We start from the raw sequence: 14688 nt of genomic DNA on the forward strand, positions 1-14688 counted from the left end.
TCCCCGACGTGGAAGCGGAACATCCACGACAGCACTGTGGCCTGCAACGATCGTCACCGGCTCGGCCGCCCCGTCCCGGCCTCCTCAACAGACGCCTCGGCCATCGCCTCGGCCACCGTCTTCCGCTGACCATCAGGCACGACACCCGCTCCCACTCCCCCTCCATCCGCACGGTCGACTCGGCGATCCCACTTCGGGTCTGCGGCAACCGCAGATGCTCTCGAGGGAAGGACCATGCCTCCTCGTACGCCTCATGGCATAGATCACGTCACCTGTCCCAGTCGCGTTGCGCCTGCAACGCTCCATGGGAGAGAATGTTCGGCGCGCTGTGACAGCTGGTGCACACGGGACCGTTGTGACGTTGAACAACTGAACTGTGGTGGTGTGCGACATGATTGATACGGGGGCGGGTGCGTGAAGTTCGACATGGGGTCGACGACCCTGGTGACTCTCGGCAAGAGCACGATCGGGTCAAGTGACGATCTGGGCACGTTGATCCAGTGGCTGATCGCTGCCGCGGAGCCGCTGGAGGGGAAGTTCAACGGTGCGGGAAAGGCCGCGTTCGACTCGTTCAAGATTCGTGCGGACGAGATCACCGATGCCTTGAACGGTTCGCTGAGCTCGATCCTGGGCGGTCAGGCGGGCATGGACGAGGCCTTCGGCAGCGGTGACGTGGAGCAGGAGGACAACGCCAACAAGAACATGGGCGCCGCCAACTTCGACGCCGCCCGGTTCGGCGCACGCTAACGCAACGAGGGGGACTCTTCGGGATGGGACAGAACCAGGACCGCCGCTCCTACGACACCGGCGCCTCCACCGACGTGCAGGGAAGCTTGCAGACCGTGATCGGGAACCTGGAGCGGGTGCTCGGTGACCGTGACCGGGCGGTGAAGGCCGCGATGGCCGACTACCAGGCCGACGGCGTGTCGGACGAGTACCACGGCAAGGAAGTCCGCTGGAACCGCGCAGCCAACGAGGTCCGCAACATCATCCGGTTGGTGCGCACCACGCTGGAGCAGAACGACAGCACCGCGCAGACCACGTTGGCCAGGGCCCGTGCGGCGGTCGACAGCATCGGCTGACCGGCACTGCGGTAGCGGCAAGGTCTGGGTTGCAACAGGGGGATCGGCATGCCTGCGTGGGACATCTCGTCGTCCGGTGTCGAGTTCGTGACGTCGCTCGTGAAGGACGCGATGGACGATGTGGCCGAGGACGTCAAGTCGTACGGGACGAACGTGGAGAGCGCGGCGGCGTCGGCCGGCACGATCAGCGGCGCGGACGGCGGAGCCGGGCCGACCGGTGCGATCGGGGCAGCGCTGGCGCTGTTCGTGGAGAGGACCGCGGCGGACGTGACGTTCCTCGGGGCGCGGGCGGCCAAGTCGGTGAACGGAGCCCGTGAGGCCACCGCGTACTACGTCCTCGGGGATCTGGACATGGCCGCCACCAGTCAGCACAAGGCCCTTGCCGCCCCGAAGGTCGATCTGCCGGGTGCCGGTGGCAAGCAGGGCGGTGGCAGGTGATCGAGCCGTCCGGCATCTCGCAGTTCACCGGCGATCTGGACCAGTTGGAGAAGGACGTCTCCGGGCTGCGCAGCGACGCCATCGGGATCCGTAACGGCGGCAAGGACGTGCACTCCCGCTTCCAGTCTCTGGAGGCCTTCTACACGGCGCCGGAAGCGGACGACCTGTTCGCCACGACGCGGCCGGTGATGGACAAGGCCGACTCCTTCGCCGCGAAGCTGGAGACGGTCGCCGACGCGCTGGACACGTTCTCCGTGGAGGCGCGCCCGCTCGCCCAGCGCCTGGCCCGGTTGAAGTCGGATGCGATCACGTTCGTCGACGGCGTCCAGGGCGACGACGAGTGGACATACGACGAGGGCAAGATCCAGCGCCATCAGGAGCTCATGGACGGCGTGGCCGCCGCGGAGAGCGCATTCCGTGAGGCCGAGCGCAGGGCCGCCACCAAGATCTCGGCGATCGTGGGCGGGCCCGAGTTCGTGGTCGACGACGGCAGTCACACGTCGAACAGCGAGACCGTGATGTACGGCTACGACGCCGACACACTCAAACAGGCCAAGGAACTGCCCTGGGGAACACCGGAAAGCGAGTCCCACCACGCGTGGGAAGTCGGCTACTGGGCCAAGAGCTTCTTCTGGGACGGCCTGGTCATCGACAACATCGTGGGCGGCATCAAGGGACTGGGCACCCTGGTCGGCTGGAACGGCTCGGATGCGGCCGGGGACGCCTGGAGCCACCTCGGCGACATCGTCAGCGGCATCGGCCAATACACCATCACCCCGTACGACGCGTTCATGGACTGGGCGATCGGCCCGGACGAGGAGAGCGCCACCGAGATCCGGCAGAAGCAGGCCGCCAAGGACTTCGGCAAGTCCCTGGTCGCCTGGGACATGTGGGGCGAGAACCCCGCCCGCGCCTCCGCGACCGTCGTCTTCAACGTCCTCACACTCGGCGCCGGCCCGCTGGCCGCCGCCTCCAAGGGCGGCAAGGCCGGCGCGGGAGCGAAGACCGCTGCCACCGCGGCCAAGATCGGCGAGTACATCGATCCGGTCACGGCAGGTCTCAAAGTGTCCGGGAAGGCCGTCAGCGCTCTTCCCAAGATCTCGGACGTGACGGCGAACATTCGAACCGGCATCACCGCCGCAGGTGACTCACAACGCCTCAACAGCGTGCTGGAACTCGACGACGGCTCCAAAGTCATCGTCGAGGACGGACAGTTCATCCCCGTCGACAAGCACGGCAACGTCATCAGTGACACACCACGCCAGGAAGCGTCGGCGGGTGCGCGCACCACACCGGAGCGGACTCCGGCGAGGGAGCACGAGCTCGCCGGTGTCGGCGCGAGCTCCCGGACGCCCGGGGCCACCGCTCACGCGGGGGACACCCTCCCGCACCCGGCCGGTCATGCGACATCCTCGAGCGGCAGCAGCGGGGACACTGCCCACAGGACAGGCGAAGCACCCGGCAGAGTCGGAGCCGCACACGCCGTCGGCACTGAGACGCCCAGGTCCGGTGCCGGGCCGAACACCAACGGCCATGGCGGCACGGACTCTGGCGCCCACGGAGGTAGCCGCCTGCATGACCTCGGTCGGACCGGTGACGACGCCATGGGCGACACGGGCCACGTTGGCGACGAGGCCGTCCCGCCCGCGAACCACGCCGACGAGGGTACCGGGAGCAGTGGCGGAGAGCGGGAACTGACCGCCGCAGAGCGGAAGCAGATCCAGGACGAGCACATCCGGAAGGCCAACGACCCCGACAAGACCTGGTTCAAGAAGTACTACGACAAGCGTGGCCACCGCTCGGACAAGTCAGCGACGGAGAACGGCGTCGAGCTGCCCATCCTGGCCAAGGACTCCAATGACAACTGGATCTCCAAGTACGACCTGCCGAGCGGACCTTCCGAGGTCAGGTTCGGTCGGACGCCCTTCCGGCCAGACACTGTCGATCCCGCGCATCTCGAGCACCTCAACGATGTGGCGAAGAACCGCAAAGTTGGCGCAGCCCTCACCAACGCGGAAAGGGCATTCGAGAAAAACCCGTCCACCTCGACGAAGGACGTCCTCGAAACCGCGCAGCGCGCCTACCACCAGCAGCTCGGTGATGTGCCCAACAACAGCAAAATGGGCGAGCGACTCGGCGAAGACGCGGCCCGGTATCACGTCGTACCCGAGGGGTTCCCTGAACCCGAGTGGGTCCCGCTTCCGAAGACGCCCAACGGCGCCGACATGTTCGACCAGCTGTACAAGCTCGGCGACGGGAACTACCTCATCGTCGAGGCGAAAGCTCCAAAGGGCGATCTCGAATGGCGCAAGGGTGCTGGCGCGGCCAAGGGCATAATGGTCAAACAGGGCACCAAGGAGTACGTCCAGACGATCATCGCCCAGATGCAGAGTCGCGCCGGACGTTCTCCGACGGACGGTCGGATCGCACTGGAACTCCTCAAGGCGATGAAGGCCAAGAAACTACAGTACGTCCTGGTGAAGGCCAATGAGAACACGGGATCGTACGCTGGTGCCGTGTTGGAACACTTCAAGATCACCTAGAGGAGAGGGCAAGTGGTCACGAGCATCCCCCGCCACGACTACCCCACGGACAGCGCGGCAGAGGGCCTGGCGGTGCTCAAGGAGACCGCGAGCTGGGTACTCGGAGAGCTTGAAGAGCCGGACGACATCGGACGGGCTCAGGCCCTCGATACGAGCCTGACCCTGGCGCAGTCACACTGCGCCGTGGACCCCACCGCAACAAAGTTCGATACCTGGGAGGCGTGGGTCACGGCCATGCAGGTCGGCTCCGCCCTGTTCGCCTCGGCCACCGCAGCCGAGGGTCCCGTGCCGTGCCGTATCGAGGTAGGCGGCGAGGTGAGGGATCTCCCTGCGACCGGGCCTCAGCCCTACCTGCACGCAGGAGCCTGGATCACTTCGTTCTATCTGGCCGCGATCTGCCGGGAGAATCAACGCGCGGAGGAGTTGGCGCGGGTACCTGTCTCGTTTCTCCGCGAGTCGGGCGCTGTGTTCGACGAGTACGTCTATGCGTGGGTGGAGACCCTGCAGAGCTTCTGGTTCGGCCGCGAGGACACGTGGGACAAGCTGGTCACCGCGGTGAACGGCACCGACCCCGAGGTCGCGCGGGTCGCCGACAAGGAGCTAATGCTGAAGATCCTGTATCCGCCGCTCGAGCTCTTCCACCGCTACCTGCGCCGGGACGCCGCACAGTTCAACGCGGCCATGGTCGACGCTCTCACCTGGCACAAGGAGTACTGGTCCGGTAATGAGTCACGCGCCATGAGCAGCGACGGCCTGGTCGCCCTCGGCCCACTCGCCATCGCCTGCATGGCCCGCGACGCCGACATGCCCATCGAGGTCGAATCCGAGTACCTGCCCAAGGAGCTTCTGGAATTCGGCTGGGCCGGCGAGGTCGACACCTGAGCGCAAGCTGGGCTTCATCGTGACAAAAGGCATTCCCTACAAGGCAGGTGACAGGTAGCTGTGGCTGCCCAGGATTACGACAGTCAACTGCTGGAGTCGGTGTCGGTACGGCGCCGTCGGTTGCGGGATGCCCTGGTGTTCGGCGCCCAGCGGCAGCGGCGGTCGCTGGACGAGCGGTTGGGGAAGGTGTTCGCCGGGGTGGTGATCGCGGCCGTTCTGTGTGCCGGATGCGTGGGCTGGTCGTTCGTATCGAGGGCGGCAAGCTCAAGGGCCTGGACACGTACCTCTCGTACCGACTGGGTCTTCGCACCTTCTCCGCCGACGAATCACGCACCGTACTGGACAGCACGGACGCCTTCCACCTGCCGCCGCTGCCGGGCTTCGGCTACCTGAAGGTCGACACCTCGACGTACGAGCGCTTCAAGGCAGGGTACGTCTCCGGCGCCTACCGCGGTCCCACACTCCGCAAGGAAGACAAGGACAGCGAACCACTCGCCTGGCCCTACCCGACGTTCAACACACTCGACGCGCCACAGACGGACGCACCAGAGGAACCCGCCGCCACCAAACGGGAGACCGGGCCCACCGTCATGTCCGTGATGGTCGGCCAACTCGCCACCGCCGCCCCTCCCGTGCGCCGCATCTGGCTACCGCCCCTGCCGAACACCGTCACCCTCGACACCGCCGCCGGGCCTCTCCAGGCCGACACCAAAGGCCTCCGTCTCACCCGCCGCGACGCCCCGATGCGCATCCCCCTGGGCATCCTGGACGACCCGGCAAAACAGTGGCAGCAGCCATGGCTGCTCGATCTCACCGTCGCGGGCGGCCACACGGCCGTCATCGGCGGCCCCCAGTCCGGCAAGACCACCCTGCTGCGCACCCTCGCCCTCTCCCTGGCCCTCACACACACCCCGTACGACGTCGCCGTCTACGGCCTGGACCTGGTCGGTGGCGGACTGTCCGCCCTGGCCGGGCTACCGAACGTCGGCGGGATCGCCGGGCGCGCCGACCACGAACGAGCCGCCCGCACAGTGGCCGAGGTACGCGCCATGCTGGCCGAGCGCGAGGAACTCTTCCGCGAACACGGCATCGACTCCGTGGACCAGCTGCGCCACCTGCGTGCCAAGGGCCGGCTGCCGCAGCTCGGCTCCACCGACATCGTGCTACTCATCGACGGATTCGGCGCCCTGCGCGACGAGTTCGCCGACCTCGACGACGCCGTAGCCGACCTGCTCAAGCGCGGCGGCGGGTACGGGATCCACATCGTCTCCGCCATGCTGCGCTGGAACGACGTCCGCATCGCCACCCAGTCCATGTTCGGCACCCGCGTCGAACTCCGCCTCAACGACCCGGCCGACTCGTCCATCGACCGCAAACTGTCCGAGACCCTCTCCGCAGACACCCCCGGCCGAGTCCTGACCGACACCAAGCTCTTCGCACAGGTCGCACTGCCCCGCATCGACAGCAATCCGCACACAGGCGACCTCGCAGCCACCCTCGAGCGGACCGCCCGCACGATCCGCGCCAGCTGGCACGGCGACCTTGCCGCCCCGATCCGGGTACTCCCCACACGGCTCCCCGCGGCGAAACTCCCGCCCCTGACCACAGAGCCCAAGAAAACCCCCATCGGCGTGGACCAGGACACGCTCGCCCCCGTCCTGCTGGACCTGTTCGAGACCGAGCAGCACCTGCTGATCCTGGGCGACAACGAGTGCGGCAAGACCAACCTGCTGAAGCTCATCGCCGCCTAGCTCACCGCTCGCTACGCGGACGACCAGCTGGTCTTCGGCATCTTCGACCCACGCCGAGGCCTGCGCGGCGCCGTTCCCGAACCCTACCGCGGCGGCTACGCCCACAACGCGAATCTGGCCACCGCTCTGGCCAGCGGCATCGCCACCGAACTGGAGAAACGCCTGCCCGAGACGGCGGACCCGGACGCGCTCACCACCGAACCCGCCTTCACCGGCCCGCGGATCGTCATCCTCGTCGACGACTACGACATCCTCACCACCGCAGGCCAGCAGCCCCTGGCCCCGTTCCTGCCGTACGTCTCCTCGGCCCAGGACATCGGCCTGCACTTCGTCATCACCCGCCGCGTCGCCGGATCCTCCCGCGCCCTGTACGAACCACTGCTGACCACCCTGCGCGAAACCGGCACCGCAGCCCTCGTCATGACCGGCGACCGCACCGAAGGCCAGCTCTTCCCCGGCCTCTACGCCTCCACGCAGCCACCCGGCCGCGGCACCCTGGTCCGCCGCGGCCGCCCCCACCAGCTCATCCAGACCGCCCTCGCAGACGCAGCAGAAGAAGAGACCGAGCAGTCGTGACCAAGGACGTCATCGCCCTCACACCGAAGATGCCGGACCTGCGCACGCTTCTCGCTGGCCTCTACGCAGGCGGCCCCGACCTCGGCGTGAACACCCTGGCCGACGGCGCCGTCATCCAGCTCTGCGCCCCCGACGGCCGTCCCCTGGTCTCCGTCGAAGCCCCCCTCCTCATCCAGATACCCGGCGAAACGACCCGCCTCCTCGGCCCCGGCCTCCCGGACAGCCCGGTCTGGTGGACCGAGGCCCGCGCCTCCACCGCCGTCGCGGAGGGCGGGCAGCTGGCGGGCTCCTTCGCCGGACGCCTCGCCACCGTCCTCAACGGATCGGTCTGGCCCCCGGAAGCTGCCTCCACCGACGTCGTCCCACTCAACTCCGACATCACCGCGATCCCCGCCCCGCCCACGTCAGCCCCGGCTGTGGACGTCCTCACCGCCAAGACGGCCGTGGTCATCCAAGACCGACCCGTCGTCGCCATGACCAGCTGGCTCTCCGACGCCCTGCGCGCAACCACCGGCAACGAACGCGCCCTGCAGATCGTCACACCACCGACCACCCGCCTCACCCTGCCCACCCGTACCGCGCTACGCGGCCACCCCAACCGCTGGGTCATCCACGACCCCGACTACGGCTACTACGACGGCCTCTCCGGCGCCGCACTGCACTGGCACGGCGGCACCTTCACGACCACCCTCGACGAGAACGACTCGGCCTGCGTCGCCGAAACCTTCAAGACCGCCACCAGCACCGGCGAACGCCAGCTCATCCTCTCCCTGCACACCCGGCACCCCGCCGACGAAGACCTCATCCTCGGCCGCGCCCTGGAAACCGCCTGGCAAACCCTCACCGGTGCTCCACCCGCCGGCTGGAGCACCGCCGAACCCGTCAACCTCCCCTGGTCCACCCGCCAGCTGACCGACCTCGCCCGCAACCGGGCCCCCCGGCCGACCTGGCTGATCGCCATCGGCCACCCCGACCACCCAGCCCTGGCCACCATCAGCGTCACCCGCACCCTCGCCGGCATCGAGGAAGACATCACCCTCACCCTCGGCTACGGCCAAGACGAGACGCCACCCCTCGACACGCTCGAGCCCCTCGCCAAGGCCCTGACCACAGAGCACGGCCTGTCCACCATGCTCACCTCACTCCGGGCCGCCCGCCAAGACCTGACCGTGCCCCCGCACTTCGAAACTCCCCCCATTCCCGTCTCCTTCACGCTGGGCACCGAAGCGATCAAGGACATCGGCCTCACCCACGCCCTCCACCCACCCCTCAACCTCACCCCCGTCCGACTCGGCCCCGTCGGCGAGCCATCCCTCCACTACCCGCTCGGCGACGGCACCGACGCCCATGCCTGGACCACGCTCCAGCAACTCAACCGGCACCTGAGAAGAGCATGAGCAGCCCAGGGCGTCGGCGTGAGAAGCCGTATCTCAACTGATCTTGGAACGTGTGGGGCGAACAGGGGTCCTGGATGGGTGGTCTTCCGGTGGTACGCGCATGAAGGCAGGGCCTCTCGGTAGCTCGGGGACGCGACCGGGATCGTCGTGGCCCTTGCCGGGGACCCCGCCCGCGCAACAACTCCTCATCCCTGTCCGTGCCTCCCAGCCTCCCAGCCGCCATCGACAACGCGGGCTTGCCCAGGGTCGGGGCCCTGACGCGGTCGTTCCCACGGTCAGGGCCCCCAATGGCAGACGAGTCGGCTGTCCGCCGGGCTCAGTGCAGCATCATCAGCGCGCACGGGGAGGGTCAGTTGACGCCCCGGTCACGATCCGCCCAGTACGGCTCCCGCAGCTTGAACTTCTGGATCTTCCCCGTCGCCGTCCGCGGGATGGCATCCCGGAACTCCACGCTCGTCGGCGCTTTGTATCCCGTCATCCGCTCCTTGCAGTGCGCGATGATCTCGGCCTCGCTCACCGCCGCGCCCTCGGCCGGCACCACCAGCGCCTTGATCGTCTCGCCCCACTTCTCGTCCGGCACCCCGATCACCGCCACCTCCGCCACCTCCGGGTGACTGAAGATCGTGTCCTCCACCTCGATCGACGACACGTTCTCGCCGCCCGTGATGATCACGTCCTTCTTGCGGTCGGAGATCGTCAGGTGACCGTCCGCCTCGTCGACGGTGCCGCCGTCGCCGGTGTGGAACCAGCCGCCCTCGAGTGCCGCCTCGGTCTCCTCCGGCTTGTCCCAGTACCCGTCGAGCACGACGTTCGACCTGGCCAGGACCTCTCCGGACGCAGAGACCTGCAGCTTGACCCCGAGCGCCGGCAGCCCCGCACGGGACAGCTTGCGCGCCCGCTCCTCAGCCGGCAGCTTCGCATCCGCCGGCCGCGTCCGGTTGAACGTCAGCAGCGGCGACGTCTCGGTCAGACCGTAGATCTGCGTGAACTCCCAGCCCAGCTCCTCACTCACCCGCCGGATCATCCTGCTCGGTGGCGGCGCCCCCGCACACACGATCCGCACCTGATCCCGGCCCGGGATATCGCCCTCCCACGTGGCCGCCGCATCCAGCACCGCGTTCCACACCGCCGGCGCACCGCACATGAGCGTGACACCATGCTCTTCGACCCGACGCAGGATCTCCGCACCGTCGACCTTGCGGAGCACGACCTGCTTGACGCCGAGTCCCGCCATCACGAACGGCATCCCCCAGCCGTTGCAGTGGAACATCGGGAGCGTGTGCATGTAGACGTCGCGTTCCCAGACGCGGGTGTGCAGGCCGAAGGTCAGGCCGTTGACCCAGATGTTGCGGTGGGTGAGCTGAACCCCCTTGGGGCGCGCGGTGGTTCCCGACGTGTAGTTGATCGTCGCCGTGGCCTCCTCGTCCGGGCTCGACCACGGTCGCGGCTCCACACCGAACCTCATCAACTCGGACTCCGTCTGCTCGCCGAGGACGAAGCGGTGACGGGCCTTCACACTCGTCAGAGCGTCGTCCAGCTCGGGGTCGACCAGCAACACCGAGGCCCCGCTCTGCTGCACCACGTATTCGACCTCGTCCGGCTTGAGCCGGAAGTTCACCGGCACACAGATCCGGCCGCTCATCGTCACCGCGAACAGCAGCTCCAGCAAGCGGGCGGAGTTGTGGCTGACCACCGCCACCCGCTCCCCTTCACCGACGCCGAGCGGGTCGAGCCCTGCCTGCCAGGCCCGTACGCGGTCGCCCAACCGCCCGTATGTCGTCATCGGCACCGGCGGTGCGGGTTGATCCGGCTCGTCGACCACGCCGATGCAGTCCCTGAAGCCCAGCTCCGCACGGTCGAGGAAGTCGTTGACGGTCATCGGTACACGCATCGCTCTTCAGCTCTCCCCTATATGACTTGCTGCTTGTCTGGGACTGTTACAGCCAGGGCCGATCGCCGCCCATCCTCCATCACGCCGCGATCCGCGATCGAAAAGCAATGCCCACTGATCTTGGTGTCTTGAAGACGTCGTCGGTGCGGCCGACGTAGGTGATGTCACCGTCGGGGTCGCGCGCACCGTTGTCGCCGGTGCGGGAGTACCCGCCGGCCATCACCTCGGCCATGCGGTCGGAGGCCCCAACCGGGTCGGTTGACAGGTCCAGGGCGATCCCCCCTCGTCCGCGCCGGGCTTTCCGCTGACGGGGTCGAGGGCCCTCCGTGTGGCACCCGTCCGCCTTCCCCACTCGGAGGGTGGTGACGTCACGGTGGCCGGGGTGACCCGCCGCACCGCCCGGGTGACGTCAACCGGTCCCGGTGTCTCAGTCCGTCAACTCCCCGAAGCGCACGTCGTGGTCGGCTCCCGGAGCGACGATCGCCAGCAGGCGCCCCGCCTCCTCGGCCACGGCCGTGCGCTGCGCCGCCGTGAGGCGGACGAAACTCCGCACGGTGAGCGTCACGGCGCCGGCCTCCTCCGCATCACGGTCCCGCTTCCGTCCGCCGCTCCCACCCCGCCCGCAGGTCCGCCAGATCCCGGCCGCGCGACCGTCGACGAGGAGGACACTGCGGGCCTGGTTCCCCTTCCACAAACGATCCCTGAAGTCCGGCGGGACGAAGCGGGAGCGGTCCGCGTGCGAGAGCAGGAGGTTGTCGAACTCGGGAAGCAGACGCGGCGGCGCGGGGGTGTCCGGGTCGGGCCGGGGGCCTTCCGGGAGGTCGAAGAGTTCGACGCCCTTGTCGTCGTGGAAGGCCACAAGTTCGGGGCGCAGGCGCTCGAACGCCCCCTTCAGCCGCGTCAGACCGGACCAGGTCTGCATGTCCCTGACGGAGGCGGGTCCGAAGGCGGCGAGATAACGCCGTACGACCGACTCGGGCTCGGGAGCGGGGCCGACGGGCAGGCCGAACCACTGCTCCGCGGTGGTGAGCGTGACCTGTCCGCTCCTGCCCCACAGCCCGCGCGGGGTCGTCTGCACCAGCGGCAGCATGCAGCGCACGGCCGTGGTGAGCGCGAGCGGATCGGCGTCCGGCCACCGCGCGAGCAGCGCGTCGCGGAGTTCCCCGACCGGCCTGGGCCGTTCCTCCAGCAGTTCCCTGCCCACGGCGGCGAGCCGATCCGGATCGATACCGCCGAGACGCCTCGTGAACATCCGCAGTTCCCGCTCGGGGCCGCCCGGCTGCGCGAAGGGCCGCAGGGTGAGGCAGTCGTGCGCACCGTGGGTGTGGAGGGTGGAACGCATCGTGACCATGCGGGCGACGGCGCGGGACGCCATGAGCTCCGACAGCTCCTGCGGGCGGAAGCCGTGCAGCCGGGCGGCGAGGGCGTGGTACGGGGGTCCGACGTTCTGCGCCTGGAGGCCGATCAGATGCTCCACGGCCACCTCGGCGGTCATCCGCTCCCCCGGGTCGCGGCGCAGCAGCAGCTGGCGGTCCAGGGTGGCGCGGCCGAGGGCGCGGGGGCCGAGCACGGGCGGTGTCTTCGGGGCCATACCGGGACGCTACTCGGCCTTGCGGTCACCGTGCGTCCGCGATGACGATCCTGGGTGCCGACGAGCGCGATCTCTCGGCCCGGCCGAATGGGGGCCCGCCGCAGCTCCCCGGGCGCGGGCTCACCGGCGGTCCGCCATGCCGCCGCCGGTGAGCCCGGATATCCTGCCCGTGCCGGTCAGGAACGCATGTACACGGCGTGAACGCGGGTAGAGGGGCGGGTACGCAGAAGCGCAGCGTGCGCCTCGCTCGCACGGGAGGTGACCCGGGATGCCCCGACGAGCCCGTTCCGCCCCGGCCTCGAAGCGGCAGTCGTGGCGCCGCCGGGCCTCCCCCGCCGCTGCCCCGCCGAAGCCCCCGGAGCCCTCGGCGCCGGCGCCGGCCGAACGGGCGCGCGAGGAGCAGGACCGGCGCAGCATCGTCCAGGCCGTGCTCTACCGTGACGGACGCCGGGTGTCGTCACCCTCGTCGCTCGCCGAGACCTTCCGACTGTTGAGGGACGACCCGGCCGGGATGGCCTGGATCGGCCTCCACCGACCGACCGATGCGGAACTGCGGGCGCTGGCCGAGGAGTTCGACCTGCACGAGCTGGCCGTCGAGGACGCCATGGAGGCCCACCAGCGGCCCAAGCTGGAACGGTACGGGGAGACCCTCTTCGTCGTCCTGCGCGCCGCCCGCTACCTCGACGCCCTGGAAGAGGTCGACTTCGGCGAACTGCACGTCTTCGTCGGCCGAGACTTCGTGATCACGGTCCGGCACGGGGCGGCGCCGGACCTGTCGGCGGTCCGCCGCCGCATGGAGGCCGACCCCGAACTGCTCGCCCTCGGCCCCGAGGCGGTGCTGTACGCCATACTCGACGCGGTCGTGGACGGGTACGCGCCCGTCGTCACCGGTGTGCAGAACGACATCGACGAGATCGAGACGGAAGTCTTCGGCGGCGACCCCGCTGTGTCCCGCCGCATCTACGAACTGTCCCGCGAGATGGTCGAGTTCCAGCGCGCGACCCGGCCGCTGGTCGGCATGCTGCACGGCCTGATGGCGGGTTTCGCCAAGTACGGTACGGACGAGGAACTCCAGCGCTACCTCCGCGACGTCGCCGACCACGTCACCCACATCAGCGAGCGCGTCGACGGGTTCCGCCAGGCCCTGGCGGACATCCTGACGGTCAACGCGACGCTGGTGACGCAGCAGCAGAACGCGGAGATGCGGGCGCTGGCGGAGGCGGGCTTCGAGCAGAACGAGGAGATCAAGAAGATCTCGGCCTGGGCGGCCATCCTCTTCGCACCCACGCTGGTGGGAACGATCTACGGCATGAACTTCGAGACCATGCCGGAGCTGCACTGGAGCTTCGGATACCCCTTCGCCATTGCCCTAATGGCGGTTGTATGCGCGAGTTTGTACGTCATCTTCAAACGCCGAGACTGGCTATAGGCTGCCACCCCTGACACCATCAACGTCATTGAATTTGCGATTGCACACGCCTTGTTGTGGCGCTCCATGTCCGCTGGGGAGTGGCTGGGGAGAATCAGCGCTCTGTGATCTCTTCTCCCTTCAGAACGGCAACCGCTGGATCCGTCACCTATACGGAGCCGTTGAATCTACTGCGGCGCCAACACCCTGCCTTCACCACCGGCTACAGCCCAGTGTCAGCGCCGTCGGGTTCCAGTCGAGGGGCAGCGGTCGTACCGCGACGGACGCTGGCTCCAGTTGGACCGTCTCGTGCATCTCGGCGGACATCGTGATCGCGGTCATCATCTCCAGGACGTGCTGGGCCAGTTCGCCCGTTGTCCGGTGGGCTTCGTCGCGCGGATGGCCCGTGCCATGTCGAGTACCCCAAGGCCGCGCCCGGCCTTGCTGCCCACGACCGGCAGTTCCCGCCAGCCCTTGTCCTCGAACCCGCGTACCAACACTGGTCCGTGGAAGGCGTTCGGGTCCGGCAGCGACAGCGTGCCCTCCGTGCCGGGTGATCTCGATCATCGTGCGCGGCACCGAGGCGAAGCTGAATGTGGAGGATGTTCTTGCTGACCGCGATGCCCGGTTGACGGGCCAGCCCCAACCAGCACCGGCCCCGCCTGGAGCAACGGCGACACCACGACAGCTGGATCAGCAACTGGGTCGGCGTCACCAACATGTTCACCGCCTACGGCACCGACCACCGCCGCCTGCGCAAGCTCGCGACGGACCGGAGCCGTGTGCTGCGCCGCGCACCTCGCCCGGATCACGAGATGATCAAGTACCGTGACCTGCTCTTCACAGCTTCCACGACCTGTGAAACTCTCCGCTCGGTACCGCGGTGTTACGGCAGTGTCATGATGCTGGGGTGTGCGGGGTGGGAATCAACGGCACGCAGCCGATGGTCTGGGCGAGGAGCGGGCGGGGGTCATCAGGGCAGCGGAGCTGGAAGGGCCGGAGCAGCACAAGGAACCGTCCGCGCGTGCGCACATGGTGACCGAACGGCCGCGCCGCGAGGGCTACTCGGCGGCGGCCGCGCCACGTCGGCGCATGATCCGGCGCCCGCCCGAGCCCGCCACAGAGAGCT

The 14688-nt window shown here is 68.5% G+C and carries 14 protein-coding genes and 1 pseudogene; 10 read left to right on the forward strand and 5 right to left on the reverse strand.

The annotated features are described in order from the left end of the window. Positions 1–414 precede the first annotated feature (414 nt). From FEF34_RS07100 to FEF34_RS07135, 9 genes are all read left to right on the forward strand, one after another. Positions 415–747 (forward strand): hypothetical protein, encoded by a 333-nt coding sequence (locus FEF34_RS07100; protein WP_138052369.1) that lies wholly within the window; start codon positions 415–417, stop codon positions 745–747. 23 nt (positions 748–770) lie between these two features. Further along, positions 771–1082 carry a pore-forming ESAT-6 family protein gene (locus FEF34_RS07105; protein WP_138052370.1) on the forward strand — a complete coding sequence of 104 codons (312 nt, stop codon included), beginning with the start codon at positions 771–773 and terminating at the stop codon, positions 1080–1082. A gap of 48 nt (positions 1083–1130) precedes the next feature. Next, positions 1131–1520 (forward strand): DUF6507 family protein, encoded by a 390-nt coding sequence (locus tag FEF34_RS07110; RefSeq protein WP_138052371.1) that lies wholly within the window; start codon positions 1131–1133, stop codon positions 1518–1520. Beyond that, positions 1517–4063: a hypothetical protein gene (locus FEF34_RS07115; RefSeq protein WP_138052372.1), complete on the forward strand. Its 2547-nt coding sequence runs from the start codon at positions 1517–1519 to the stop codon at positions 4061–4063. Before FEF34_RS07110 ends, FEF34_RS07115 begins: the two co-directional genes overlap by 4 nt. Before the next feature lie 12 nt (positions 4064–4075). Then, entirely contained in the window at positions 4076–4945 is an 870-nt protein-coding gene (locus FEF34_RS07120; RefSeq protein ID WP_138052373.1) for an immunity 49 family protein, read from the forward strand. A gap of 60 nt (positions 4946–5005) precedes the next feature. Next, positions 5006–5338, forward strand: coding sequence for a hypothetical protein (locus FEF34_RS42650; protein ID WP_234042307.1), 333 nt, complete (start codon positions 5006–5008; stop codon positions 5336–5338). A 197-nt stretch (positions 5339–5535) separates the two neighbouring features. Further along, positions 5536–6696 carry a type VII secretion protein EccCb gene (eccCb, locus tag FEF34_RS42655; protein WP_267905286.1) on the forward strand — a complete coding sequence of 387 codons (1161 nt, stop codon included), beginning with the start codon at positions 5536–5538 and terminating at the stop codon, positions 6694–6696. 420 nt (positions 6697–7116) lie between these two features. Next, entirely contained in the window at positions 7117–7272 is a 156-nt protein-coding gene (locus tag FEF34_RS42660) for a hypothetical protein (RefSeq protein ID WP_234042308.1), read from the forward strand. After that, complete coding sequence (locus FEF34_RS07135; protein ID WP_138052374.1) at positions 7269–8669, forward strand: DUF6177 family protein; 1401 nt, start codon at positions 7269–7271, stop codon at positions 8667–8669. The genes FEF34_RS42660 and FEF34_RS07135 overlap by 4 nt, the downstream gene beginning before the upstream one ends. Before the next feature lie 349 nt (positions 8670–9018). Here FEF34_RS07135 and FEF34_RS07140 read toward each other — a convergent pair whose 3' ends face one another. The 3 genes and pseudogenes from FEF34_RS07140 to FEF34_RS07150 all read right to left on the reverse strand — a co-directional run bounded on the left by FEF34_RS07140 (position 9019) and on the right by FEF34_RS07150 (position 12151). Then, positions 9019–10560 carry an AMP-binding protein gene (locus FEF34_RS07140; RefSeq protein WP_138052375.1) on the reverse strand — a complete coding sequence of 514 codons (1542 nt, stop codon included), beginning with the start codon at positions 10558–10560 and terminating at the stop codon, positions 9019–9021. 79 nt (positions 10561–10639) lie between these two features. Next, positions 10640–10878 (reverse strand): annotated as a pseudogene (locus tag FEF34_RS41080) (hypothetical protein); the annotation flags it as partial. 109 nt (positions 10879–10987) lie between these two features. After that, positions 10988–12151, reverse strand: coding sequence for a winged helix DNA-binding domain-containing protein (locus tag FEF34_RS07150; RefSeq protein ID WP_138052376.1), 1164 nt, complete (start codon positions 12149–12151; stop codon positions 10988–10990). 268 nt (positions 12152–12419) lie between these two features. Here FEF34_RS07150 and FEF34_RS07155 point away from each other — a divergent pair, with 268 nt between their 5' ends. Further along, complete coding sequence (locus tag FEF34_RS07155) at positions 12420–13580, forward strand: magnesium and cobalt transport protein CorA (protein ID WP_138052377.1); 1161 nt, start codon at positions 12420–12422, stop codon at positions 13578–13580. Positions 13581–13772: 192 nt separating this feature from the next. Here the strand turns inward: FEF34_RS07155 and FEF34_RS43630 are convergent, their stop codons facing one another. Together FEF34_RS43630 and FEF34_RS41085 are read right to left on the reverse strand one after the other, a co-directional pair. Then, positions 13773–13904 carry a hypothetical protein gene (locus FEF34_RS43630; protein ID WP_267905193.1) on the reverse strand — a complete coding sequence of 44 codons (132 nt, stop codon included), beginning with the start codon at positions 13902–13904 and terminating at the stop codon, positions 13773–13775. Next, entirely contained in the window at positions 13901–14059 is a 159-nt protein-coding gene (locus FEF34_RS41085) for a hypothetical protein (RefSeq protein WP_171052858.1), read from the reverse strand. Before FEF34_RS41085 ends, FEF34_RS43630 begins: the two co-directional genes overlap by 4 nt. Between the last annotated feature and the right edge of the window lie 629 nt (positions 14060–14688).

The sequence above is a fragment of the Streptomyces marianii genome, assembly GCF_005795905.1.
GTDB classification, from domain to species: domain Bacteria; phylum Actinomycetota; class Actinomycetes; order Streptomycetales; family Streptomycetaceae; genus Streptomyces; species Streptomyces marianii.